At 74.5% G+C, this 24,521-nt stretch carries 17 protein-coding genes and 1 pseudogene; 17 read left to right on the forward strand and 1 reads right to left on the reverse strand.

The genetic code is table 11. The annotated features are described in order from the left end of the window. The first annotated feature begins 113 nt into the window (after positions 1–113). From LRS74_RS31115 to LRS74_RS31150, 8 genes and pseudogenes are all read left to right on the forward strand, one after another. Positions 114–2,336: a hypothetical protein gene (locus LRS74_RS31115; RefSeq protein ID WP_277744134.1), complete on the forward strand. Its 2,223-nt coding sequence runs from the start codon at positions 114–116 to the stop codon at positions 2,334–2,336. A gap of 75 nt (positions 2,337–2,411) precedes the next feature. After that, on the forward strand, positions 2,412–3,926 hold the full coding sequence (gene pelF, locus LRS74_RS31120; protein ID WP_277744135.1) for a GT4 family glycosyltransferase PelF: 1,515 nt from the start codon (positions 2,412–2,414) through the stop codon (positions 3,924–3,926). Positions 3,927–4,552: 626 nt separating this feature from the next. Next, positions 4,553–6,298, forward strand: coding sequence for a hypothetical protein (locus LRS74_RS31125; protein WP_277744136.1), 1,746 nt, complete (start codon positions 4,553–4,555; stop codon positions 6,296–6,298). A gap of 199 nt (positions 6,299–6,497) precedes the next feature. Then, positions 6,498–7,499 (forward strand): GDP-mannose 4,6-dehydratase, encoded by a 1,002-nt coding sequence (locus tag LRS74_RS31130; protein ID WP_277744137.1) that lies wholly within the window; start codon positions 6,498–6,500, stop codon positions 7,497–7,499. Positions 7,500–7,659: 160 nt separating this feature from the next. Continuing rightward, positions 7,660–8,373, forward strand: a complete 714-nt coding sequence (locus tag LRS74_RS31135) for a sugar phosphate nucleotidyltransferase (RefSeq protein WP_277744138.1) — start codon at positions 7,660–7,662, stop codon at positions 8,371–8,373. A gap of 9 nt (positions 8,374–8,382) precedes the next feature. Further along, positions 8,383–9,396, forward strand: coding sequence for an NAD(P)-dependent oxidoreductase (locus LRS74_RS31140; RefSeq protein ID WP_277744139.1), 1,014 nt, complete (start codon positions 8,383–8,385; stop codon positions 9,394–9,396). 29 nt (positions 9,397–9,425) lie between these two features. Then, complete coding sequence (locus LRS74_RS31145; protein WP_277745011.1) at positions 9,426–10,127, forward strand: spherulation-specific family 4 protein; 702 nt, start codon at positions 9,426–9,428, stop codon at positions 10,125–10,127. Between the two features lie 213 nt (positions 10,128–10,340). Continuing rightward, positions 10,341–10,598 (forward strand): annotated as a pseudogene (locus LRS74_RS31150) (endo alpha-1,4 polygalactosaminidase); the annotation flags it as partial. Positions 10,599–10,619: 21 nt separating this feature from the next. Here the strand turns inward: LRS74_RS31150 and LRS74_RS31155 are convergent. Continuing rightward, positions 10,620–12,479 carry a protein-arginine deiminase family protein gene (locus LRS74_RS31155; protein ID WP_277744140.1) on the reverse strand — a complete coding sequence of 620 codons (1,860 nt, stop codon included), beginning with the start codon at positions 12,477–12,479 and terminating at the stop codon, positions 10,620–10,622. A 355-nt stretch (positions 12,480–12,834) separates the two neighbouring features. Between LRS74_RS31155 and LRS74_RS31160 the strand changes: the two genes are divergently transcribed. The 9 genes from LRS74_RS31160 to cbiE all read left to right on the forward strand — a co-directional run bounded on the left by LRS74_RS31160 (position 12,835) and on the right by cbiE (position 24,516). Next, positions 12,835–13,335, forward strand: a complete 501-nt coding sequence (locus tag LRS74_RS31160; RefSeq protein WP_277744141.1) for a helix-turn-helix transcriptional regulator — start codon at positions 12,835–12,837, stop codon at positions 13,333–13,335. 74 nt (positions 13,336–13,409) lie between these two features. Further along, complete coding sequence (locus LRS74_RS31165) at positions 13,410–14,030, forward strand: hypothetical protein (protein ID WP_277745012.1); 621 nt, start codon at positions 13,410–13,412, stop codon at positions 14,028–14,030. Further along, positions 14,023–15,216, forward strand: coding sequence for an MAB_1171c family putative transporter (locus LRS74_RS31170; protein ID WP_277744142.1), 1,194 nt, complete (start codon positions 14,023–14,025; stop codon positions 15,214–15,216). Before LRS74_RS31165 ends, LRS74_RS31170 begins: the two co-directional genes overlap by 8 nt. A gap of 363 nt (positions 15,217–15,579) precedes the next feature. Continuing rightward, positions 15,580–16,827, forward strand: coding sequence for a cytochrome P450 (locus LRS74_RS31175; RefSeq protein WP_277744143.1), 1,248 nt, complete (start codon positions 15,580–15,582; stop codon positions 16,825–16,827). 212 nt (positions 16,828–17,039) lie between these two features. Next, positions 17,040–18,926: a methylmalonyl-CoA mutase small subunit gene (gene mutA, locus LRS74_RS31180; protein ID WP_277744144.1), complete on the forward strand. Its 1,887-nt coding sequence runs from the start codon at positions 17,040–17,042 to the stop codon at positions 18,924–18,926. Continuing rightward, positions 18,923–21,127: a methylmalonyl-CoA mutase gene (scpA, locus tag LRS74_RS31185; protein ID WP_277744145.1), complete on the forward strand. Its 2,205-nt coding sequence runs from the start codon at positions 18,923–18,925 to the stop codon at positions 21,125–21,127. The genes mutA and scpA overlap by 4 nt, the downstream gene beginning before the upstream one ends. A gap of 4 nt (positions 21,128–21,131) precedes the next feature. After that, the gene (gene meaB, locus LRS74_RS31190) at positions 21,132–22,148 is read left to right on the forward strand and encodes a methylmalonyl Co-A mutase-associated GTPase MeaB (RefSeq protein WP_277744146.1); all 1,017 of its coding nucleotides are present in this window, start codon (positions 21,132–21,134) and stop codon (positions 22,146–22,148) included. A 24-nt stretch (positions 22,149–22,172) separates the two neighbouring features. Beyond that, a complete protein-coding gene (locus LRS74_RS33700; RefSeq protein WP_347178176.1) occupies positions 22,173–23,177 on the forward strand; it encodes a (2Fe-2S)-binding protein in 1,005 nt (334 codons plus the stop codon). A gap of 112 nt (positions 23,178–23,289) precedes the next feature. Further along, positions 23,290–24,516 carry a precorrin-6y C5,15-methyltransferase (decarboxylating) subunit CbiE gene (cbiE, locus tag LRS74_RS31200; RefSeq protein ID WP_277744147.1) on the forward strand — a complete coding sequence of 409 codons (1,227 nt, stop codon included), beginning with the start codon at positions 23,290–23,292 and terminating at the stop codon, positions 24,514–24,516. Positions 24,517–24,521 lie beyond the last annotated feature (5 nt).

Genomic DNA, 24,521 nt, shown 5'->3' on the forward strand with positions numbered 1-24,521 from the left:
GGGATTCACTCATCTGGCGTGCGCCGTAGCCGGCTGCCGGCCTGCCCGCGCACGCGAAGACAAACCGGTCGACGGCTGCCCGCGGGCAGCCGTCGGTGTGGGGGGAGACACCAATGGGTCGTGCGACCCGGCTGGCCGCCGCATGCGCGGCGGCGGCCCTGCTCACCATCGGCGTACCGGCGACCGGCGCGAACGCCGCCGAACCGACGCCCAGAATCGATCTGCGGGTGCTCGTCGTCACCGACGGCGGCCCCGCCACCCAGGCGATCATCGCCGAACTCGAGGGATCCGGTACGCCGTACACCACGGTCGACCTCGCGGCGGCCGGGCGGCCGAAGATCGACGAGGCGTTCCTCAGCGACTCCGTCGACGGACGGCCGCGGGCCAGGTACCAGGCCGTGGTGCTGCCCGACGACAACCCGTTCGGCGACGGTTCCGCCGAGATGGCGGCCCTGGCCTCCTACGAGAAGCGGTTCGGCATCCGGCAGGTGGACGCGTACACCTACGCCCGCCCCGCCGTCGGGCTCAACTACGCCCAGAACCCCGGCTACATGGGATCCCTGGACGGGCGCACCGCGCAGGTGACCGCGGCCGGCGCGAGCGGCCCCTTCGGCTACCTCGACGGCCGGATACCCTTCGAGGACAACTCCGCCTCGGTGACCGAGAGCTACGGCTACCTGGCGGTGCCGCTGGACCAGCAGGCACCCGGCGCCGGCTACACCAGCTATGTCGACGCGCCGATCGACGGCACCTCCGCGCGGGGCTCGCTGATCGGCGAGTACACCCACGACGGACGCAGCGAACTGGTCGTCACCTTCGTCTACAACCAGCACCAGAGCCAGTACCGGCTGCTCGCCCGCGGCATCGTCGAGTGGGCCACCCAGGGCATCCACCTGGGCGCCGACCGCAACTACCTCGCGGTCCACGTCGACGACGTCCTCGGCTCCGACGACCGCTGGGACACCGAGCTCAACTGCACCCCCGGCGACATCGACTGCGGCAGCGCCGGAAGCGGCGTGGAGAACGACCCGATCCGGATGACCGCCGCCGACGCGGAACACGCCGAGCAGTGGTCCCGGTCGCACGACCTCCCCCTGGACCTCGCCTACAACGCCGGCGGCAGCGAGTCGTACAAGGAGGAGCACGACGGGACCGACCCGCTCGCACAGCGGCTCATCACCGACCAGAGCGCCTTCCGCTGGATCAACCACACCTACAACCACCCCTTCCTGGGGTGCGTCCAGGACACCGGCGTCGTCCCCTGGCGCTGCGCCGAGGACCCGCTCGGCGGCACCCGCTGGGTGGGCCTGGGCGAGATCGCCTCGCAGATCGACGACAACCTGGCCTGGGCCGGCCGGAACAACATCGCGGTGGACCGCGGCGAGCTCGTCACCGGTGAGCACTCGGGCCTGAGGACCCTCCCGCAGCAGCCGGAGGACAACCCCAACCTGTCCCCGGCGCTCACCCTCACCGGGGTGACCTCGCTCGCCAGCGACAACTCGCGCGAGCGGGAGCAGCGCACCCTCGGCCCGGCGCGGACCGTGCCCCGCTTCCCGATGAACATCTTCTACAACGCGGGCCGCACCGCCGAGCAGGTCGACGAGTACAACTGGATCTACACCAGGAAGGCCGACGGCGGCAGCGGGCTGTGCGAGACCACCGCCAACACCACCTGCCTGCCGGAACCGCTGGACACCGCGACCGGCTACGCCTCCTACATCGTGCCGCTGGAGTCCCGGATCGCGCTCAGCCATGTGATCGCCAACGACCCCCGCCCGCACTTCATCCACCAGTCCAACCTCGCCGAGGACCGCATCGCCTACCCCGTCCTGGAGAAGGTCCTCGCCGACTACGCCGGCCTCCACGCGGACAACACCCCGCTGGTCAACCTGCGGATGAAGGACATCGGCAGCGAGCTGCGGCGCCGCGCCGCCTGGGACGCCGCCGTCGACGCGGGCCGCGTCAGCGGCTACCGGATCGGCGACACGGTCACCGTCACCACCGACGGATCGCACGTCCCCGCGACCCTGCCGCCCGGCACCGAGCTGGCCCAGACCCAGGGCGGCGTCCCCTTCGGCAGCCCCTACGCCGGACGGCGCTCCGGCTGGGCCGGGCCCGCCGGGCTCCAGAGCGCAGTGGTCTTCACACTGCCCGGCGGCGCCACGCCCGCCGCGGAGTCCGCGCCGGTCACGGCCGCCCGGGTGCAGAAGCCCGCGCCCGAGCCGGTGCTGCCCTCGGGGGTGCGCGAGCCGGTGCCCTACGGGCCCGGCGACACCGCCGTGTCCTACGGGCTCGGCGACACCGCCGGCGAGAGCGTCCGACAGCCCCGCCGCTAGGCCCCCGGCCGCGACCGGCGACCGTCCGGACCGGCCACCCGCTTCCACACCGTCTCGGGGGAGACAAGAACCGACATGCGCGGACCGCTCGCCGAACCCGTCTTCGGCACCACTTCGGTGACCCTGCTCACCGAGGGCACCTACCCGCACAGCCACGGCGGAGTGAGCGTCTGGTGTGACCAGCTCGTCCAGGGAATGCCCGACATCGACTTCCGAGTCATCGCCGTCACCGGCACCGGCCGGGAGCCCCTCGCCTGGGAGCTTCCGGCGAACGTGCACGGCGTCGACTGTCTCCCGCTGTGGGGGCCGGCCACCGGCCGGCCGCCCCGCCGCCGCGAACTGCGCCGCTTTCTGACCGGTTACGAACGCTTCCTCAGCGCACTGCTCGACACCAGCCAGGACCCCGGGCAGGAGCGGGCCTTCGCCGAGGAACTGTACGGTCTGGCCCACTTCGCGGAGCGGGGCACGCTGTCCGCCGCGCTGCGCACCGAGGCGGCGGTGCGCGCGCTCAGCCGGGTGTGGAACCGGCCGCACCTGCCCACCGCCGCCGCGCGCCCCACCCTCCACGACGCGCTCACCGCCACCGACCTGCTGGAGCACGCGCTGCGCCCGCTGGCCGCGCGGCCGCCGTCGGAGGGGGTCACCCACGCGGTGAGCGGTGGGCTGCCGGCGCTGCCCGGACTGCTGGCACGGGAGCGGTACGGCACCCCGTTCCTCCTCACCGAGCACGGCGTCTACCTACGTGAGCGATACCTCGGCTTCCGCACGGAGCCGTACCGCTGGCCGGTGAAGGCGCTGATGCTCGGCTTCTTCCGGATGCTGGCCCGCGAGACCTACCGGAGGGCCGCGCTGGTCACCCCCGGCAACCGCTACAACCGCCGCTGGGAGGAACACGGTGGAACTCCGCCGGAGCGCATCCGCACCGTCTACAACGGCGTCGACCCGGCCGCCTTCCCGCCGGCCGGTCCGGAGCCGGAGACCCCGACCCTCAGCTGGGCCGGGCGGGTCGACCCCATCAAGGGCCTGGAGACCCTGATCCGCGCCTTCGCGCTGGTCCGCAAGGAGGTGCCCGCCGCGCGGCTGCGGCTGTTCGGCGGCACCCCGCGGGGCGGCGAGGGCTACCGCACCGACTGCGAACGGCTCGCCGCCGACCTGGGCGTCGGCGACGCCGTCACCTTCGAAGGCCGCGTGGAGGACATCCGCGACGCCTACGCCGCCGGCAACGTGGTGATGCTCTCCAGCATCAGCGAGGGTTTCCCCTTCACCCTCATCGAGGCCATGTCCTGCGGCCGCGCCACCGTCTCCACCGACGTCGGCGGGGTCCGCGAGGCGGTGGGCGACAGCGGCCTGGTGGTGCCGCCGCGCGCCCCCGAGCGGATGGCCCGCGCCGCGCTGACGCTGCTCCAGGACCCGGCGCTGCGCGCCCGGATGGGCGAGGCGGCCCGGCTCCGGGTGATCGAGCAGTTCACCCTTCGACAGACCATCAGCGCCTTCCGCGACATCTACCACGAACTGGCCGGAGCACGCCGCCCGGAGGCGGCCCCCGTCCCGGCACCCGCCATGGCCCTGGCCGCGGGCGGTGCCCGGTGAGCGGCCTCATACGACTCGTCCCGGACGAGCCGCCGACCGAGGCGCGCAGGGGCGCGCGCGGGGCGGTGGGGTGGGACGCGGGCGGGGCGGCGGGAGGGGACGCGGGCGGCGGGGAGACCGCCGACGTCCCGGTGGCGAGCAGCGGACTGCGGTGTGCCGCCGACACCGGAGTGCGAACGGTGAGCGGGGGAGTGCGGTCCGGCGCCGGGGCGGGAGTTCGGGCCGTGGGTGGCGGGTCGGGGGCGGAGGTCGATGCCGGAGTACGGGCCGTGGGTGACCGGCCGTGTTCCGATGCCGATCTCGGGGCGCGGTCCGTGAGCGCGGCTCAGCGGTCGGATTCCGGGGCGGGGGTTCGGGCCGTGGACGCCGGGTCGGGGGCGGAGGTCGACGCCCGGGTTCCGGCGGCGAGCACGGGAGCGCCGTCCCACCCGGACGCCGGGCGCCCGTCGACCGTTCCGCTCCGCACCCCCGGGTGGGCGCCCCACCCGGGGCACGCGGCGAGCGGCTCCGTACCACGGCAAACCGGCCCCGGGGCGGCGCGCCGCGGGCCGTCCGGCACCGTCCCTCCGGCCGCCCCGCGGCCGTCCGCGGCCCCGCGGCCTGCGCCGCGGTGGGCCACCGACCCGGTGCACGAGCTCGCCGACGACCTGGCGGAGGTGATCGCCGCCGCGGTCCACCCCGACGAGATCGCGGCGGTTCTGGAGGCCGACGGGCTCACCGGGGACCAGGTGCGGGAGCGGTTCGGCCGCCGCGACACCTTCGAGCTGGCAGCCGAGCTGTACGCGCGCACGCCGCGTGGGTTCCCCGAGCCGCCGGCCCGCCCCGACCCGTGGCGGGTGGCCCCCGGTCAGTTCGTGCTGCGCGGGCTGGTGTTCACCCTGCCCGGCCTCGGCTACGCGCTGGGGGCGCCCTTCCTCGACGGTCCGCCCGACGGCTTCGGGTTGCCCGCCGGGTGCGCCGCGCTCACCGCGGCCGCACTCCTGGGCTGGGCCTGGAACCAGGCGCTCGCCCACCGCGCGTACACCACCCTGGCCGTCGGCGGTCGCGCGGCGGCCGGGCGGTCGCTGCTGCGCGGCGCCCCCATCGGCGCGCTGCTCGGCTTCCTGGCCGCCTGGCTGCTGTCCGCCTCCGGCGGTGTGCGGGCCTTCGCCGCCGGCCAGTCGGGCTATCTGGCGGCCGCCACCGCCCTGCTGGTGCTCGGTCGGGAGCGACTGCTGCTGCTCGCCCTGGCCCCCACCGCCGCGGGGGCCCTCGCCCTGCCCCTGTTCGCCCCGCCGGGTCCGGTCCGAGCCGCGCTGCTCGCCGCCACCGTGGCCGGGGTGCTCGCCATGGCCGGGCGGGAGGTGGCCCGAACCGGGGCGGTACGGATCCCCCGCCGCGCGCGCCGCAAGGACGGCGAACCGGCCGCGGGCGGTACGGGAGAAGCCACGAGCGGTACGGGAGGAGTGGCGACCGCGCCGGACGCCTCGCCGCGCTGCCAGGTCTCCGCCATGGCGCGTGCGGCCGCCGGGGCGGAAGCGCCGCAGGCCCGGCTCGTCCCGTGGAGCCGGCATCGCCCGTGCCGCGGGCCCGCGCGACGGGCGGTGGGCGGACGGTGGGAGCGGGGGTCGGTGGTCCTCGCACGGTCGGTGCGGGGCGCGCGGACCGCGCAGCCCGCGGTCGACGCCGCGCGGGCGACCGAGCCCGGAGCCGGCTCCGCGCGGCGGCTCCCGGGGCGCCGGGCGTGGCGACTCACCCACCCTCGACGGCGGCGTGGGCGCCCGCGCGCCGGCGGGGGGCTTCCACCGATCGCCGCGTCGCTGCCGTACGGCCTGTTCGGACTGGGGTGCGGGGTGCTGACGACGGTGGCGGCCCTCGGCGACGTGCTGCGGCACACCACCGGCGCCGCGTTCGCCGGGGCCGTGGTCGTCGCCCTCACCCTCAGCATGGGGGTCGCCGAGTGGCTGCTGTACCGCTGTCGTTCGGGCGCCCTGGGCGCGCTCGCCGCCAGCCGCACCCCCGGCGGGCTGCTGGTGCGGGTCGGCCGGGTGCTCGGGCTCTGCCTGGGCGGCTATCTGACGGCCCTCGCCCTGCTCTGCTACGCCGTCGACGCGCTGTGGCCGGTGGCCGCCGCGCCGCCGCTCGGCCCGGACCGGCTGCTGGCGACGCTGACCCTGGGCACGGTGCTGTGGACCGGGCTGCTGCTCCAGGCGTTCGGCAGCGCCTGGTTCCCCGCCGTGGTCTGCCTGCTCGCCTCGGGCGTCGAGGCCACGGCGCTCGTGGCGGACATCGGATCGTCCACCACGGTCCAACTCATCGCCTGCGGAGGAGCGGCGGTCGCGCTGCTCGCCGCCGCCACCACGGTGCTCGGCCGCACCACCACGCACCGCTGAACCGCCCGGCGCCCGTACACCACACCCCGTACGCGGTCCGGTTCCGCACCACGCCCGGCACGCACCCGCACCGACAAGCCGCACCCGCACACGTACCCGCGGGCGCATCGACACGCACCCGCGACCCACGGGCGCGTGCCCGCACGCCCGCACGACATGACACAGATCGACCGACCCGTAACAGAGGGAGAGCATCCGCATGTCCGCAACGCCACGCGTCGCCGTCACCGGCGCCGAGGGATTCATCGGCTCGCACCTGGTGGAGGCGCTCGTCGCCGCGGGTCACCCGGTCCGCGCCATGGTGCAGTACAACTCGTTCTCGTCGTTCGGCTGGTTGGAGACGCTGCCCGCGGAGGTGCTCGCCGAGGTCGAGATCCAGCTCGGCGACGTCCGCGACCCCGGCTCCGTCACCGGGCTGGTCACCGGGGTGGAGGCGGTCTACCACCTCGCCGCGCTGATCGCGATCCCGTACTCGTACCGGGCCCCGCACAGCTATGTCGAGACCAATGTCACCGGCACCCTCAACGTGCTGGAGGCCGTGCGCCACCTGGAGATCCCACGACTGGTGCACACCTCCACCAGCGAGACCTACGGCACCGCGCGGACCGTGCCGATCACCGAGGACCACCCGATCAACACCCAGTCGCCGTACGCCGCGTCCAAGGCGGGTGGGGACCGGCTGGCCGACAGCTACCACGCCAGCTTCGCCACCCCGGTCGTCACCCTGCGCCCCTTCAACACCTTCGGCCCGCGCCAGTCCATGCGCGCCGTCATCCCGACGGTCATCGGCCAGGTCGCGGCCGGGGAGCGGACGATCGTCCTCGGCGACCTGCGCCCCACCCGCGACTTCAGCTACGTCAAGGACACCGTCGCCGCCTTCCTGGCGGTCGGCACCGCGCCCGCCGAGCGGGTCGTCGGCCGCACCTTCAACTCCGGTACCGGCGGCGAGATCTCCGTCGGCGAGCTGGTCGGCCTGATCGGCAAGCTGATGGGCGCCGACCTGGACGTCCGGGAGGACGAGGAGCGGGTGCGGCCCGCGGGTTCCGAGGTGATGCGGCTGGTCGCCGACGCCTCCCGGCTGCGCGCCGCCACCGGCTGGAGCCCGGCCCAGACCCTGGAGGACGGGCTGCGGCACACCATCGACTTCTTCCGCGACCCGGCCAACCTGGCCCGCTACAAGACCGACCGCTACAACGTCTGACCGACCCGACCGACCCGACCGACCTGACGGGTCGACAGACCCGTCCGTTCCCGGGGTCGGTCCGGCACCGCCCCTGCCCACGAGCGCGCGTCACGGTCCCCGAGTGGGGCGCGCCCCGGGACAGGCACCTCTTCACGACCGCTCCGAGAGAGGAAACGCCATGCACGCAGTCATCCTGGCCGGAGGCAAGGGCGTCCGGCTCCGCCCGTACACCACCGCGCTGCCCAAACCGCTGGTCCCCATCGGCGAACAGCACGCGATCCTGGAGATCGTGATGCGTCAGCTGTCGGCGGCCGGATTCACCAGCTGCACCCTGGCCATCGGCCACCTCGGCCACATCATCCGCGCCTACGTCGGCGACGGCTCCCAGTGGGGGCTGAGAGTGGGGTACGTCACCGAGGAGAGCCCGCTGGGCACCATGGGGCCGCTGCTCACCATGCTCGACCGGCTCCCCGAGCACTTCCTGGCGATGAACGGCGACGTCCTCACCGACCTCGACTTCGGCGACGTGCTCCGCACCCACCGGGAGTCGGCGGCGCCGCTGACGATCGCCACCTACGCCCGCCAGGTGCACATCGACTTCGGCGTGCTGACCACCGACTCCGGGCGCGTCGTGGACTTCACCGAGAAGCCGAGCATCGACTACCGCGTCTCCATGGGCGTCTACGGAGTCTCCCGCGCGGCCCTGGCCCGCTACACCCCCGGGCTCCCGCTCGGCTTCGACGAGCTGGTGCTGGACCTGCTGAAGGACGGCACCCCGCCGTACGCGTACGAATTCGACGGCTACTGGCTGGACATAGGCCGCCCGGACGACTACGACCGCGCCAACGCCGAGTTCACCAGCCGGCGCTCGATGCTGATCAAGGGAGCGTGAGGGCCTCCCGTGCGCATCCTCGTCCTGGGCTCCACCGGCTTCCTGGGCGGCCACACCGTCGAGCAGCTCCGCGCCCTGCCGGGCGTGCGGGTGCTCCTCGGCGGCCGCGCCCCCGGTGTCGAGCCGCGCATCGACCTCGCCACCACGCCGCTGACCGAGCTGACCGCCACCCTGCGCGACCTCGACCCGGACGCGGTCGTCAACTGCGCGGGCGCGGTCGGCGGCGCCGCGCCGCGCCTCGCCGAGGTCAACGCCCGCGGTCCCGCCGTGCTCGCCGAGGCGCTGTGGCTGGCCGCCCCCGAGGCACGGCTGGTGCATCTCGGCTCGGCCGCGGAGTACGGCGTCACCGAGGCCGGGCGGGGCGTCGCCGAGACCACGCCGGCCCGCCCCGTCTCGTTGTACGGCGCCACCAAACTGGCGGGCACCCTCGCCGTCACCTGCTCCTCGCTGGACGCGGTGGTGCTGCGGGTGTTCAACCCGGTCGGTCCCGGCGCCGCCCCCGCCTCGCTGCCCGGCCGGCTCGCCGCCGAGCTGCGCCGCACCGTCCCCGGTGAACCCGGCGCGACGATCGCGGTCGGTGACCTGTCCGCGCACCGCGACTTCGTGGACGCCCGGGACGTGGCGCTGGCCGCCGCGCTCGCCGCCACCGCCCCCCGGCAACTGCCCCGCGTGTTGAACATCGGCAGCGGCACCGCGCGGCCGGTGCGCGAGGTCGCCGAGCAGCTGATGCGCGTCAGCGGCTTCCGCGGCAGCATCGGCGAGACCCTGGACACCACCCCGGGCGCCGAGCGCTCGGGGGCCGTCTCCTGGCAGCGCGCGGAGATCGCGGCAGCCGGCGAGGCGCTGGACTGGCGACCGCGGTACACCTTCGCCGAGTCGCTCGCCGACCTGTGGGCCGCCACGGTCCCGGCCGCCGGGTCGTCCGGGGCCGCCCCGAGGGCCGCCGCCCCCGGGTCCGCGGCTTCGGGAACCGGCACCCCGCCGGCCGCCGCCGTCGCGCCGCCGGGAGACCCGGAGCGGTGACGGAGCGCCAGGGGCGGCTGCTCGTCCCGATGTATGTGCACCCGGCGGTCGATCCGGTCGCCTGGCGGGCGTTGGAGCGGGCCGCCGCGCGGCTGTACGCGGTGGTGCTGAACGTCGCCGACGGGCCGGGCGACCGGCCCGACCCGGCGTTCGGCACCGCCGCCGATCGGCTGCGCGCCGCCGGTGTGCCGCTGCTGGGGTACGTCGACACCGCGTACGGCCGCCGCCCGGCCCGCGCGGTGGTCGCCGACATCCGCCGGCACCGCCGCTGGTACCGGGTGGACGGGGTCTTCCTCGACCAGGCCGCCGCGCAGGCCGCCCTGGTGCCGCGCTACCGGCGGCTGATCGCCGCCGCGCGGCTGCTGGGCGCCCGTACCGCGGTGCTCAACCCCGGCACCCACCCCGATCCGGGATATGCGCGCCTCGCCGACCTCCTGGTCACCTTCGAGGGGCGCTTCGACGTCTACCGCACCAGCGAGGTGCCGGAGTGGACCGCCGCCCATCCACCGCGGCGCTTCTGCCACCTGGTGTACGCGGTGCCCGAGGGGAGCGACGGCCTCGTGGCCCGTATCGCGCGCCGGCGCGGAGCCGCGGTGCACTACGCGGTGCCGGGAGCGGGCCGCAACCCCTGGCGGTCCGCGCCCGCCGACATCGAGGTCGACGGGAACGCGGGGGACGGCGACGGGACGGAGGAGAGGGACGGCATGGAGCACCCGGGGGAGGGCATGTGAGGGCCTGGCGCCGGCTCGCGTTCGTCGCGCCGGCGCCGGGCCTGCCGGCGGTCGTGCCGGTCGCGCTCGCCGGCCGCTCCGGCGGGACGGGAGGCGGACGGGCACGGGGACGCGCCGCCCGGCCGGTCGCCGGAGGCCGCCCGTTCACCGGAGGGAGCCCGTCCGGCCCGCCGGCGGCCGCGCCCCGGCACCGCCCGGCAGTGGCAGCTCGGCGACGGCCCCGTCGACACCGGCGTCGACGTGCCCGTCCACGACATCGACGGCTTCGAGAACTCCGCGCGGACGGTGGCCCGGCCGCACGCCGACGGCCGCAAGGCCATCTGCTCCATCGGCGCCGGCTGGGAGGACTTCCGACCCGACCGGGGCGACGTCCCCACCGGGCCGCTCGGCCGGACCGACGGCTGGGAGGGGGAGCGCCGGCTGGACATCCGCGACCTGGGCCGGCTGCGGCCGCTGACGTCCGGGCGGATGGACATATGCCGGCGGCTGCGCTCAGCTCGACGCGGAGGCGGCTGGCGCTGGACGCCTGGCGGCGCCCGTGCTGAGCGGGGGACCGGCCTCGGCCGCATCGGACCGGACGTCGCGCAGCGCGTTGGTGGCGCAGTGCACCTCGCCGCCGTTGTGGTGCGCCCAGGAGAAGTTCTCCACCCAGTGCGTCCGCACCCCGCCCGCCGCCAGCCGCTCCTCGGTCAGCCGGCGGAACAGATCGCGGCCGGCCAGCCGCGGCCCGTGCGGATCGGGGGCCGCGTAGTCGCGGGCGGTCAACGAGAGCCCGTTGACGAGGGCGGGCGTGAAGGGGTACGCGAGCCTCGGCCCGCCCTCCTCGGGCGCCACCTCGGTGTACAGCACCGGCAGCCGGACGATCTCCGAGGGCCGCAGCCCGGTCTCGCGCAGCAGGACCGCCAACTGTCCGTCGATGTGGCGGGCGGCCGTGGCGTTGGCCCCCGTCCGCCGCTCGTAGTCGAGGAACTCCCGGACGGTCGGCTTCTCCTGGGCGGCCGTGTCCGCGAGCAGCCGCTGTCCGCCCTCGCCCGCGTCCCGGACCCGGCGCAGCACGTCGAGCGCGAGCCGCGGGTCGGCTACCGCCAGCGTCCAGCCGCGGGCGTTGCGGGCCCGCACCACGTGCACCGTCTCGTCGACATGGCCGACCAGCAGCCAGGAGGTGTCGAGGACGACCGGCGGCTGGACGCCCTGGGCCCGCAGCAGGGTGGTGAACGACCGGTCGGGGTGGCGGCCCTCGGTGGCGCCGTAGACCACCCGCCCCCGCGGGTGGCCCGGGTACGGCGGCAGCGACTCCACGTTGCCGGTGAAGTTCAACAGGTCGTCCACCCCCGCGTCGCGGTCGGCGGTGTACTGCTGGACCACGCCGACGTCCGGGCCGCGCAGGTCGCGGAAGAGCAGCCGGCCCGCGCGGCGCAGGCTCGCGGCGCTTCCGTCCTCCGCCTTCCAGTAGTTGGGGGAGCGCAGCAGGATGCGCATGGTCTGCGTGCCGTGCGCGGTCGACATGGAGACGTAACCGGGCTCGGCGATGTCCTGGCGCCAGATGTCGCGCCACCACCGGGAGGTGCCGGGGGTGAAGGTCAGCGCGTCCTTCGGCAGCCCGGACGCGCGGGCGGCCGCGCGGAGCGTGTCGGCGAACTCCGGCCACCGGGTCGGTTCGTCGGGTGAGAGGTCCAGCTCCTCGGGCTGGCCGACGCCCGGCCCGGGCGCGGCGGCGAAGACCTGCTGGGCGCGCTGGAGGTCGTGCTGGAGCAGCACCGGCGCCACGCGCAGCGGCACCCGATCGGTGCCGGTGCGGCCGTGGTCGGTGACGGTCAGCGTCACCGCGACCCGGCCGTCCCACACCCGCCGGTCCCGGACGATGTCCCGGCCCTCGACGGCGAGGCGGACCCCGGAGCGCAACTCGCCGGCGGTGAGCGCCCCGTCGGCGCCGAGCGCCGTGAGCCGGCCGGCCCGCTCGACGAAGATCCGCAGGTACCGCCGCTGTGGCTCGGGCACCGAGACCCGGCCCGTGGCGTCGCCGCTCACGCGCACCGGCAGCACGCGCAGCGGCGTCAGGTCCTTCGCGTCGGCGGGCCCGTTGACGACGTCGTCCGCGGCGTCGTGACAGGCGGCCAGACGCTCGTCGACGGCGACATCCAGCCGGTCGAGGTCGCCGCGGCGCAGCGTGCAGCGCCGCTGGTCGTCGTCGAGATTGGGCAGGAAGACGTCCGAGCCGGCCCACAGTCGCGGGGCGGGGGGTTCGGAGGCCGCGGGTCGGGTGGGCGCGCCGTGCGCCCCCACCGGAGCCAGCGCGGTGGCCAGCGTCGCCGTGCAGGCCAGGGCGCGTGCGGCCGTGTGCCGCAGGGTCATGTCGGAACCTCTCCTCGAGTGATCGGGTCGCGGGGCGTACGGCGGGCGAGCGGAGCCGCACGGGGCCGCACGGGGGGTGTACGGCCGCTATCGGCCACTGTTCTCCTCGCCCGGGCCGTGCGCGTCGTCCGAGGGGTCGAGAGGCGGGTGGGCCGTTGTGTGCAGCGCCCCCGAAACCGTCTCCACCTGCGGTCGGAGCCGCACTCCGGCGGTTACCAACTGGTAGTTAAGTTCGTCACGCGGCGATGTCCCAAGGCGGGCTGGTCCTGCGTGTTCACGCCATGGCAGGATGCCTTGGGGGAGACCACGCGCCTTAACCGGCCGTGAGAGTGCGAGCGGGGAAGGGGGGCGGGGAATGGGATCCGGAACGGGAGCCGGGGGCGACAAGTCGAGCGCCGCGGACAGTCCGCTGGCGGGTCGGCTGAACTACCTGTTCGCGAACATGCACCCGCCCGGCGCTCCGTACACCAACGCACACGTCGCGGACGAGATCAGCCACAGCGACGAATACGGCGGCGTGAGCCTGACCGAGCAGTATCTGTCGATGCTGCGCAACGGCAAGCGCACCAACCCCAGCCCCGACGTCCTGCGCGCGCTGGCCAGATTCTTCGCCGTCCCGGTCGGCTACCTCCTGGGGGACCTGTCCCCCTCGCAGACCGAGCGGATCGAAGAGGAAGTGCGGTTCCTGGTCGCCATGCGCGACCAGCGGGTGCGCGGCATCGCGCTGCGCGCCGTCGGCCTCCCGCCGGAGGTCCAGGACAGCCTCACCACGATCATCTCCCAGTTCCGGCAGCAGATGAACCTCCCGCCGGAGCCGCCCGCCCCGGGCGCGCCGGAGGGTGAGGCGTCCCGTTGAACACCACCATCGGCAGTGAGACAGCCCAGCTGTTCTACTCCTGGCAGCTGACCGCGACCGAGGACGGTGCAACCATGCGAGTGGGACGGATACGCCGGCAGTGCAAGCGGCTCATCCAGGAGCTCGACCTGCCCGCCAGCACGGATCTGCAGGGCCTGTGCGACATCGTCGCGCGCCGGATCGGCCGTCCCATCCGACTGGTGCCGATGAGCCTGGGCGGCGTGGTCTCCGGCATGACGGCCAGCACCGACGACGAGTTCTGGATCTTCTACGAGCTCAGAACCTCCCCCTGGCACCAGATCCACATCGTGCTGCACGAGATCGGCCATCTGCTGCTCGGCCACGACCAGGACCCGACCGTCACCGAGGACGCGCTGCGCCTGTGGGCGCCGTCGGTCGACGCGGCGACCGCGATGCGCCGCATGGGCCTGGCCCCGGGCCTCGCCCGGCACCACGCCTACGACAACCTGGCCGAGCGCGAGACCGAGGTGCTCGGCACCCTGCTGATGGGGCATGTGGTGCCCAGCGCGGCCGACCACGGGCTGCCGCTCCAGGGACGGGCCGCCGAGCTCGCCGCCGCCCTCGGGCCGGCGCTGCGCCACGACCGCATCCGGCAGACCGGCGCCGCGCCCGAGGGGCGTTCCGCCGAGGGTGACGACGCGGAGGACGACGGCGGCGGGGGTGCGCGTGTTTGACGTCGTGTACCTGAGCTTCGGCGTCGCCGCGTGGACGATCGTCGGCTACAAGGCCCGCGCCTGGCTCCGCGACCGTGCCAACACCGACCTGGGCCTCGCCTGCCTGATGACCGGCAGCGTCGCCAACGTCTTCCTGCTCTCCGCGCCCAGCGTCTACCGCGGGTTCGACCGGCTGGTCGGCGTGGCCAACCTGGCCATGGTCTTCCTCTACTCCTCCGTGGTGCTCTTCGCCGCCGGGGCCCTCGTGCTGCTGCTGCGCTGGACCGGCTCGACGGTGCGCCCGCGCACCGTCGTCGCCGGCATCGCCGCGCTGTGGGCCGTCGCCGTCACCGGCTTCGCGCTGGGCCGGCCGGACGCCGTGGAACACCCCCGGGACTTCAGCACCGCCTACGCCGACGCGCCCGGCGTCGTCCTCTTCCTCGTCATCTACCTCGCCATCTTCGGCGCCGCGCTGGCCGGGCTCGGGCTGCTCTGCCCGCGCTACGCCGTCAACCTGAACGGCTCCTGGCTCGCCCGGGGCCTGCGGCTGATCACCGTGGGCTGCTGGCTGGGCCTGGCCTACTGCGCCTGCAAGCTGATCGGCTTCGGCTTCTCCTGGGCGGGCCGTGAACTCACCTGGCTCTCCAACGGCGTGGCCCCACTGACCGCCTCCATCGCCGCGCTGATCGTGTTGGCCGGGTTCGCGGTCCCCGCCGTCGGCCCCCGCGTCTCGGCCTGGCGCCGGCTGCGCCGCCTCCAGCCGCTGTGGCGCGCGGTCACCACGCAGGCCCCCGAGGTCTCCATGGGCCGCTCCCGCTGGCCCGCCTGGTGGCCCTTCGCCGATCTGGAGTGGCGCGCCAACCGCCAGATGGCGGAGATCCGGGACGTCCAGCGCGGGGTGCGGCGCTATGTGGAGGCCGAGGCGCTCGACATCGCGCGTGTCAAGGCAGGCGAGGCCGCGTATGACAAATGGCAGCTTGCTGCCGTGGTGGAAGCGGCGGCCCTGCGGCGTGGTTTGCAGAACCAGGCGGTGGGACACGTCCCGGAGGTCGGGGCCGACAGCGTGGTGGTCGCCACGGGTGCGGAACTGGCCGACGAGCACGAACACCTGGCCCGCGTCGCGGACGTCTACCGCCATCCGCTCGTGGACGCGGTCCTCGACGAACTGAGAGAACGCGGCGTCGCGCGCGCCGACAGGCAACGGTAGCGACACCGGGATCCGCACCACGAGGGATCCACAGTCGAGGTGGCCCTGGACGGGGGTCAAGGCCACCTGTGGCAGAGGGCGACGCCGGGACACAACCCGGCGTCGCCCTTCGGCCTCTCGGCGGGCTTCGGGTGAGGGGGATACCCTTCCTGCCTCGTAGCCCTCACAGCCCTCACGGCCCTCACGAGTGCGCCGCGCCGCCCGCGCGGAGGCCAGGACGCCGGGGGAGTGCCCTCCGTGCTCGTCGGTCGCGGTGTGTTCGGCACCGCCGAAAGCCAGCCGTGGTGATGAACCGCCCTTCGTGGGACGGAATGTGATCACCCGTCTGCGGACGGGTGAGCGCCGCGTCTACAGTCGGTGTTCATGCAGAACACCGCCACCCCCGAACCCCCGCGCCCCGAACCCGTCGACACCACCACGCTCATCCCCGACCCCCACGGAGCCCTCGCCCGGCTGCGGGAGGCCGGGCCCGTGCACCCCGTCCGGTACCCGGACGGACAGAAGGCGTGGCTGGTCACGCGGTACGAGGATGTGCGGCGGGCGCTGGCCGACGACCGCCTCTCGCTGGACCGGAGGCACGCGCTGCCGGGCAACTACCGCGGCTTCTCGCTGCCGCCGGCGCTCGACGCCAACCTGCTCAACATGGACCCGCCGGACCACACCCGGGTGCGCCGGCTGGTGGTCAAGGCGTTCACGCCGGGGCGCGTCGAGCGGATGCGGGAGCCGGTGACACGGATCGCGGACGACCTGCTGGACGCCATGGAGCCGCACGGCCGGGCGGACCTCCTGGACGCCTACGCCGGTCCGCTGCCCATCGCCGTGATCTGCGACCTGCTCGGCGTGGAGCGCGCCGACCGGCACGACTTCCGGGCCTGGACCGACGCCATGCTGCTGCCCGACCCCCAGCGGCCGCACCTGGCCAAGGAGGCCGTCGGCAACCTGCTGCGCTTCTTCACCGACCTGATCGCCACCAAGCGGGCCCATCCCGGCGACGATCTGCTGTCCGACCTGATCGCGGTACGGGACGAGGCCGAGAGCGGGGCGGACGGGGCGCAGGCGGGCGAGAGGGACCGGCTCAGCGAGGACGAACTGACCTCCCTGGCCTTCCTCATCCTCTTCGCGGGCTACGAGAACTCCGTCCACCTCATCGCCAACTCCGTGCTCATCCTGCTCGACCACCCCGAGCTGTGGGAGCGACTGCGGGCCGATCCCGCCCTGCTCCCCGCCGCCGTGGAGGAGTTCCTGCGCTACGAGGGACCGGCCACGCTGGCGATCCGTCGCTTTCCGCGGGAGGACGTGAAAATCGGTGGCGTGACCGTCCCCGCCGGTGAGACCGTGCTGCTCTCGCTGGCGTCCGCCAATCGAGATCCGGCGCGATTCAGCGACCCGGACCGCATCAATCCACATGATGGCCAGATAGGGCATCTTGCGCTTGGCCATGGAATCCACTATTGCCTCGGTGCGCCGCTGGCCCGACTGGAGGCCGAAATCGCGCTGGCCTCGCTGGTCAGGCGGTTTCCGGGACTGCGCCTGGACGTTGCGCGCGAAGAGGTGCGCCGCCGCCCGGCAATCCGCACGGGTGGCTTGATCTCGCTGCCCGTGGCCTGGTGAACGGAGAAACGAACACCTTTTTGGTGCATGGACCGTCTTCCATGCGGTAAAAAGGTGCACGTGCCTGTCCGGTGTGCATCCCCCGTCGCACCGGACAGGCCACTTGTCTTCTTGCGGCCGGGCGGATGATCGATGACCGACCATCCAAAGAGTTGAAGGTCACAGCGGACCCCTCTGCTGTCTCTTTAGGCTCCGGCATTAGCCTTCCGTCTATGACGGTCCTGCCCGACGGGCTTTCCCTGGCCGCCGAGTTCCCCGACGCGACGCGGGAACAATGGCGCACCCTGGTCGAAGGCGTCCTGCGCAAAACAGGCACATCTCCTGCCTCAGCCGCGGACGCCGAATTGGCGCTCGCCACCGCGCTCCAGGACGGCGTATCCGTACGCCCCCTCTACACGTCGCAGGATGCCCCGGTCGATGCCGGATATCCCGGATTCACCCCCTTCGTCCGTGGTGGTCGGGCGCAGGGCTCGGCGGTGTCGGGCTGGGACGTGCGCCAGCGCCACAGCCACCCGGACCCACGGCGCACCAACGCGGCCGTCCTCGCCGACCTGGAGCACGGCGTGAGCTCGGTCTGGCTGACGGTGGGCGCCACCGGCGTGCCGATCGCCGCGCTCTCCGAGGCGCTCCAGGGCGTCTACCTGGACCTCGCCCCGGTGATACTCGACGCGGGCGCCGACTTCGAGGCCGCGGCCCGAGAGCTGCTGCGGCTCTACGCGGAGCGCCAGGTCCCGCCCGGCGCGGCGCTGGGCAACCTCGGTGCGGACCCGCTGGCCCTCGCCGCCCGCACCGGCGACCACGCCGAACTGCCCGCCCACCTGGCCGCCGCCACCGAGCTCGGCCGGCTGACCGACGCCGACCACCCGGGCGTGCGCGCCTTCGCGGTGGACGGACTGCCGTACCACGAGGCCGGCGGCTCGACAGCCGAGGAGCTCGGCTGCACCCTCGCCGCCGGCGTGGCGTATCTGCGCGGACTGACCGACGCGGGGCTCTCCGTCGACGCGGCCTGCGCCCAGCTGGAGTTCCGCTACGCCGCCACCGCCGACCAGTTCCTCACCATCGCCAAGCTGCGCGCGGCCCGACGGCTGTGGGCGCGTGTGGCACAGGTGTGCGGAGCCCGCCCGGAGTCCGGCGCGCAGCGCCAGCACGCCGTCACCTCCACGGTCATGATGACCCGTCGGGACCCGTGGGTGAACATGCTGCGCACCACCGTGGCGGCGCTCGCCGCCGGAGTGGGCGGCGCCGACGCCGTCACCGTGCTGCCCTTCGACGAGGCGCTCGGCCTGCCGGACGACTTCGCCCGCCGCATCGCCCGCAACACCTCCACCATCCTGCTGGAGGAGTCGCACCTGGCCCGGGTCATCGACCCCGCCGGCGGCTCCTGGTATGTCGAGCGGCTCACCGACGACGTGGCCCGGGCCGGCTGGGCCTGGTTCCAGGAGATCGAGGCCGCCGGCGGCCTGGCCGCCGCGCTGGCCTCCGGGATGGTGTCCGAGCGGCTCGCCGCCACCTGGCGGCGACGCTCCCGCGACCTGTCCCGCCGCAAGGAACCGATCACCGGCGTCAGCGAGTTCCCCAACCTGGCGGAGCAGCCGGTCGAGCGCGAGGCCGCCCCGGCCCCGGTCGGCGGCGGACTGCCGCGGGTCCGCCGCGACGAGGCGTTCGAGGCGCTGCGCGCCCGCTCCGACGCGGCGCTGGCCGCGGACGGCGCCAGGCCCCGGGTCTTCCTGGCCGCGCTCGGCCCCGCCGCCGCGCACACCGCCCGCGCCTCCTTCGCCGCCAACCTCTTCCAGGCCGGCGGAATCGAGGCGGTGCACCAGCCCTTGACGGTCGATCAGGACACCGTGGCCGAGGCGTTCACCGCCAGCGGCGCCCGCATCGCCTGCCTGTGCTCCAGCGACACGCTGTACGAGGAGCAGGCTGCGGCCGTCGCCGAGCGCCTCAAGGCCGCCGGCGCGCTCCGCGTCTACCTGGCCGGACGGCCCGGCGAGCGGCGCGCCGAGTACGAAACGGCAGGCGTGGACGAGTTCGTCTTCGTCGGCTGCGACACGGTCGAGGTGCTGTCCTCGGCTCTCGACACCGTGGGGGTGGCGGAATGATCCCGGACTTCTCGAGCATCGCTCTGGACGGGCCGGAGGCGACGGGCAAGGCGGCGACCTCCGAGGAGTGGCGCGCCGCGCTCCAGGAGAGCACCGGCAAGGACGTCGACAACCTGCTGTGGGACACCCCCGAGGGCATCGGCGTCAAGCCGCTGTACACCGCGGAGGACCTGGCCGGGCTGGACTTCCTGGAGACCTACCCGGGCGTGGCCCCGTATCTGCGCGGCCCCTACCCGACGATGTACGTCAACCAGCCCTGGACGATCCGCCAGTACGCGGGCTTCTCCACCGCCGAGGAGTCCAACGCCTTCTACCGCCGCAATCTGGCGGCCGGTCAGAAGGGCCTGTCCGTCGCCTTCGACCTGCCGACCCACCGCGGATACGACAGCGACCACCCCCGCGTCACCGGCGACGTCGGCATGGCGGGCGTGGCCATCGACTCCATCTACGACATGCGGCAGCTGTTCGACGGCATCCCGCTGGACCGGATGAGCGTGTCGATGACGATGAACGGGGCCGTGCTGCCGGTCCTGGCGCTGTACATCGTCGCGGCCGAGGAGCAGGGTGTTCCCCCCGAGAAGCTGGCGGGGACCATCCAGAACGACATCCTCAAGGAGTTCATGGTCCGCAACACCTACATCTATCCGCCGCAGCCCTCGATGCGGATCATCTCCGACATCTTCACGTACACCTCGCAGAAGATGCCGCGCTACAACTCCATCTCGATCTCCGGCTACCACATCCAGGAGGCCGGTGCGACGGCCGACCTGGAGCTGGCCTACACCCTGGCCGACGGCGTGGAGTACCTGCGCGCGGGACGGGCCGCCGGCATGGACGTGGACGCCTTCGCGCCCCGGCTCTCGTTCTTCTGGGCGATCGGCATGAACTTCTTCATGGAGATCGCCAAGCTGCGCGCGGCCCGGCTGCTGTGGGCCCGGCTGGTCAAGCAGTTCGACCCGAAGAACCCCAAGTCGCTCAGCCTGCGCACGCACTCGCAGACCTCCGGCTGGTCGCTGACCGCCCAGGACGTCTTCAACAACGTCACCCGCACCTGCGTCGAGGCCATGGCCGCCACCCAGGGCCACACCCAGTCGCTGCACACCAACGCGCTGGACGAGGCGCTGGCACTGCCCACCGACTTCTCCGCCCGCATCGCCCGCAACACCCAGATCCTGCTCCAGCAGGAGTCGGGCACCTGCCGGGTCATCGACCCCTGGGGCGGCAGCGCCTACGTCGAGAAGCTCACCTACGACCTCGCGCGCCGCGCCTGGCAGCACATCGAGGAGGTCGAGGCGGCCGGCGGCATGGCCAAGGCCATCGACGCGGGCATCCCCAAGCTGCGCGTGGAGGAGGCCGCGGCCCGCACCCAGGCCCGCATCGACTCCGGCCGGCAGCCCGTCATCGGCGTCAACAAGTACCGCGTCGACAGCGACGAGCAGATCGAGGTGCTCAAGGTCGACAACTCCTCGGTGCGCGCCCAGCAGATCGAGAAGCTGCGCCGGCTGCGCGCCGAGCGCGACGAGGCCGTCTGCCAGGACGCGCTGCGGGCGCTGACCGCGGCCGCCGAGTCCGGCCCCGGCACGGGACTCGAGGGCAACCTGCTGGCGCTGGCCGTGAACGCGGCCCGCGCCAAGGCCACCGTCGGCGAGATCTCGGACGCCCTGGAGAAGGTCTACGGACGCCACTCCGGCCAGATCCGTACGATCTCCGGTGTGTACCGACAAGAAGCAGGGCCGTCCTCGTCCGTGGACCGGACCCGCAAGCTGGTGGACGCGTTCGAGCGTGCGGAGGGCCGTCGGCCGCGCATCCTGGTCGCCAAGATGGGCCAGGACGGCCACGACCGCGGTCAGAAGGTGATCGCCACGGCCTTCGCCGACCTGGGCTTCGACGTCGACGTCGGCCCGCTGTTCCAGACCCCGGAGGAGGTGGCGCGGCAGGCCGTCGAGGCGGACGTGCACATCGTCGGCGTCTCCTCCCTCGCCGCCGGCCACCTCACCCTGGTGCCGGCCCTGCGCGAGCGGCTGGCAGAGGAGGGCCGGGAGGACATCACGATCGTGGTGGGTGGCGTCATCCCGCCGCAGGACGTGGAGCCCCTCCACGAGGCCGGGGCCGCCGCGGTCTTCCTGCCCGGCACGGTCGTCCCCGACGCCGCCCACGACTTGGTCAGGTCCCTTGCCGTGGACCTCGGCCACGAGCTGTGAGCCCATGCGTCCAGGAAACGGTCAGCGTATCGACATCGACACCTACGCCAAGGGCGTGCTCGACGGCAGGCGCGCGTACGTCGCCCGCGCGATCACGCTCGTCGAGTCCACCCGGCCCGACCACCGCGAGCTCGCCCAGCGGCTGCTGATCGAGCTGCTCCCGCACACCGGCAAGGCGCGGCGGGTCGGCATCAGCGGGGTGCCCGGCGTCGGCAAGTCCACCTTCATCGACGCGCTCGGCACCATGCTCACCGGCCTCGGCCACCGGGTCGCGGTGCTCGCCGTCGACCCGTCCTCCACCCGCACCGGCGGTTCCATCCTGGGCGACAAGACCAGGATGGAACGGCTGTCGGTCGACCCGGCCGCCTTCGTACGGCCCTCGCCCAGCGCGGGCACCCTGGGCGGTGTGGCCCGCGCCACCCGCGAGTCCATGGTGGTGATGGAGGCGGCCGGCTACGACGTGCTGCTGGTGGAGACCGTCGGTGTCGGCCAGTCCGAGACGGCCGTCGCCGGCATGGTCGACTCCTTCCTGCTGCTCTCCCTCGCACGCACCGGCGACCAGCTCCAGGGCATCAAGAAGGGCGTCCTGGAGCTCGCCGACGTCGTCGCCATCAACAAGGCCGACGGCCCGCACGAGCGCGACGCCAAATCCGCGGCGCGGGAACTGGCCGGCGCGCTCCGGCTGCTCCAGCCCGCCGACGCCCCGTGGAACCCGCCCGTGCTCACCTGCAGCGCGCGCGAGTCCACGGGCCTGGACGTGGTGTGGGAGCGCCTGGAGCAGCACCGCCGGGTGCTGGACGGCACCGGCGCGCTCCAGGAGAAGCGCCGCGCCCAGCAGGTCGAGTGGACCTGGGCCATGGTCCACGACCAGCTGCTGACCCGGCTCCGCGAGCACCCCGAGGTCCGCCGCCTCGGCCCGGACCTCGAACGGCAGGTCCGCGAGGGCACGGTGACCGCCACCCTGGCGGCCGACCGCCTGCTGGCGGCGTTCACCGCGACGCTCCCTCCGACCGCCGGCTGACGGGGCGTCGGAGTGTCGGATGCGATGACCCCCGACGAGGCGCTCCGGCGCGCGGCCGGAGCGGGCCCGTTCTTCGCCGTACGGCTGGGGGCGGGAGCGCCCGACGGGCCGCGCGGCGAGGGGTACGTCAGGCTGGCCGAGGTGTACGGCCTGGGCGAGGCGTCGGGGGCGGCCGGGGTGTCCGGCGCGGAGGACGTACGCGAGGCGGCGGGGTCGCCTGGGACGGCGGACGCTCCGGGCGCGCTGGACGTGTCGGGCGCACCGGGTGTGGCGTCCGCGGGCGACGGGGCCGACGCGACGGGCGGGCTCGAGTGGCCGGCCGTCGCCGCCGCGTCCGCGGGCGACGCCGCCGAGTCCGCCGGGCCGGTGTCCTCGGGGCCGGTGTCCTCGGGGCCGGTGTCCACTGGGCCCGTGTCCGCCACGCCCGGCGTCTCGCCCGCCCTGCTCGCCCGTCTCGACGCCGTCGGAGCGTCGCTGCGCGTCGACGAGCGCCGGGTGGCGGCGTCGTTGGCCTTCCAGGGGCTGGCGGCGCGGCTGTGGTCGATCGCGCTCGGCCCGGCGGCGCTCACCGGCCTGGTGCCCGACCTCTCGCCCGGCGCCCTGTGGTGGAACCCCGCCCGGACGGCCCCGGACGACCTGTGGCTGCCCGAGCCGCGTCCGCTGACGGTCGATCCGGTGCTGGCGGCGGCGAGCCTGCGGCAGACGGTCCTGCTCGCCAACCTCACGCCGCTGCACCACGCCACCCGCGCCGCCTGCCGCGTCTCGGGTCCGCTGCTGTGGGGCAACGCCGCCTCCGCGCTGGCCGGCACGCTCCGCGTCTGGCAGGACTGGTGCCACCGCGGGCGCCGTCCGGACGCCGCGGACCGGGCGGCGCAGCTGACCCGCGATCTGTTCGCCGACCCGCCGCTGCGGGACACCGGCGGCTGGACCCCCGGCCCCCGGCCGTCCTTCCGCCGGAACAGCTGCTGCCTCTACTACCGGGTGCCGGGCGGCGGACTGTGCGGGGACTGCGCGCTGCGTTCGCGATGAGCCGACGAGGCGCCCCGAGGGGCCTGACCACCCCGGCCGACGGCCCCGCGCGGGAGGTCAGTAGAGTGCGGGGGCCGTCCTTCCCGATCTTCTCCCGCCCGAGGTACGCCACGTGAGTCCCGCCCGCCCCGTAGTGACCGTCGTGGGGCTCGGCGCCGACGGCTGGGACGGCATCGGGCCGCGCGGCCACGAGGCGCTGCGCGCCGCCGAGGTGGTGATCGGCGGTCCGCGCCAGCTGGACCTGCTGCCCGCCGAGTGCGCCGCCGAGCGCGTGCCCTGGCCCTCACCGCTGCGGCCGGCCGTGCCCGCTCTGCTCGCCGCGCACGCCGACCGCCGGGTGTGCGTGCTGGCCAGCGGCGACCCCATGTTCTACGGCATCGGCCGGACGCTGGTGGAGGCGCTGGGCGACGGGGCGGCGCTGCGCGTCCTGCCGCACCCCTCGTCCGCGTCCCACGCCTGCGCGCGCCTCGGCTGGCCGCTGGAGGAGACCGAGGTGATCAGCCTGGTCGGCCGGCCGTTGGACTGCCTGGCCGCGGCTCTCCACCCGCGGCGCCGGCTGCTGGTGCTCAGCGCGGGCGCCGACACCCCGGCGGAGGTCGCCGCGCTGCTGCGGCGGCGCGGCTTCGGCCCCACCCGGATGCGGGTGCTCGAACAGCTCGGCGGCGACCGCGAGCGCCTGCTGGAGGGCACGGCCGAGGACTGGCCGCACCCGCCCGGCGACCCGCTCAACCTCATCGCGCTGGAGTGCGTCGCCGCTGCGGACACGCTGCGGCTGTCCGCCGTCCCCGGCCTGCCGGACGAGGCGTACGAGCACGACGGCCAGCTGACCAAGCGCCATGTGCGCGCCGCGACGCTGGCCGCGCTCGCCCCCGCGCCGGGCGAACTGCTGTGGGACGTCGGCGGCGGCTCCGGCTCCATCGCCATCGAGTGGCTGCGGACGCACCGCGGCTGTCGCGCCGTCTCCGTCGAACGCGACCCCGCGCGCGCCGAGCGCATCGCCCGCAACGCCGCGACGCTGGGCGTGCCGGGGCTGCGCGTGGTCACCGGCGCCGCGCCCGCGGCCCTGGCCGGGCTGCCCACCCCCGACGCGGTGTTCATCGGCGGCGGGGCCACCGCGCCCGGACTGCTGGACGCCTGCTGGACGGCGCTCCCCGCCGGCGGCCGACTGGTCGCCAACACCGTCACGCTGGAGTCCGAGGCGCTGCTCGCCGACTGGTACCGGCGGTACGGCGGCGAACTGGTGCGGATCGCCGTGGCGCACGCCGTCCCGGTGGGCGGCTTCACCGGCTGGCGGCAGGCGATGCCGGTCACCCAGTGGTCGGCGGTCAAGTCCTCGTGAGGAGA

This window comes from Streptomyces sp. LX-29, from assembly GCF_029541745.1.
Lineage (GTDB): Bacteria > Actinomycetota > Actinomycetes > Streptomycetales > Streptomycetaceae > Streptomyces.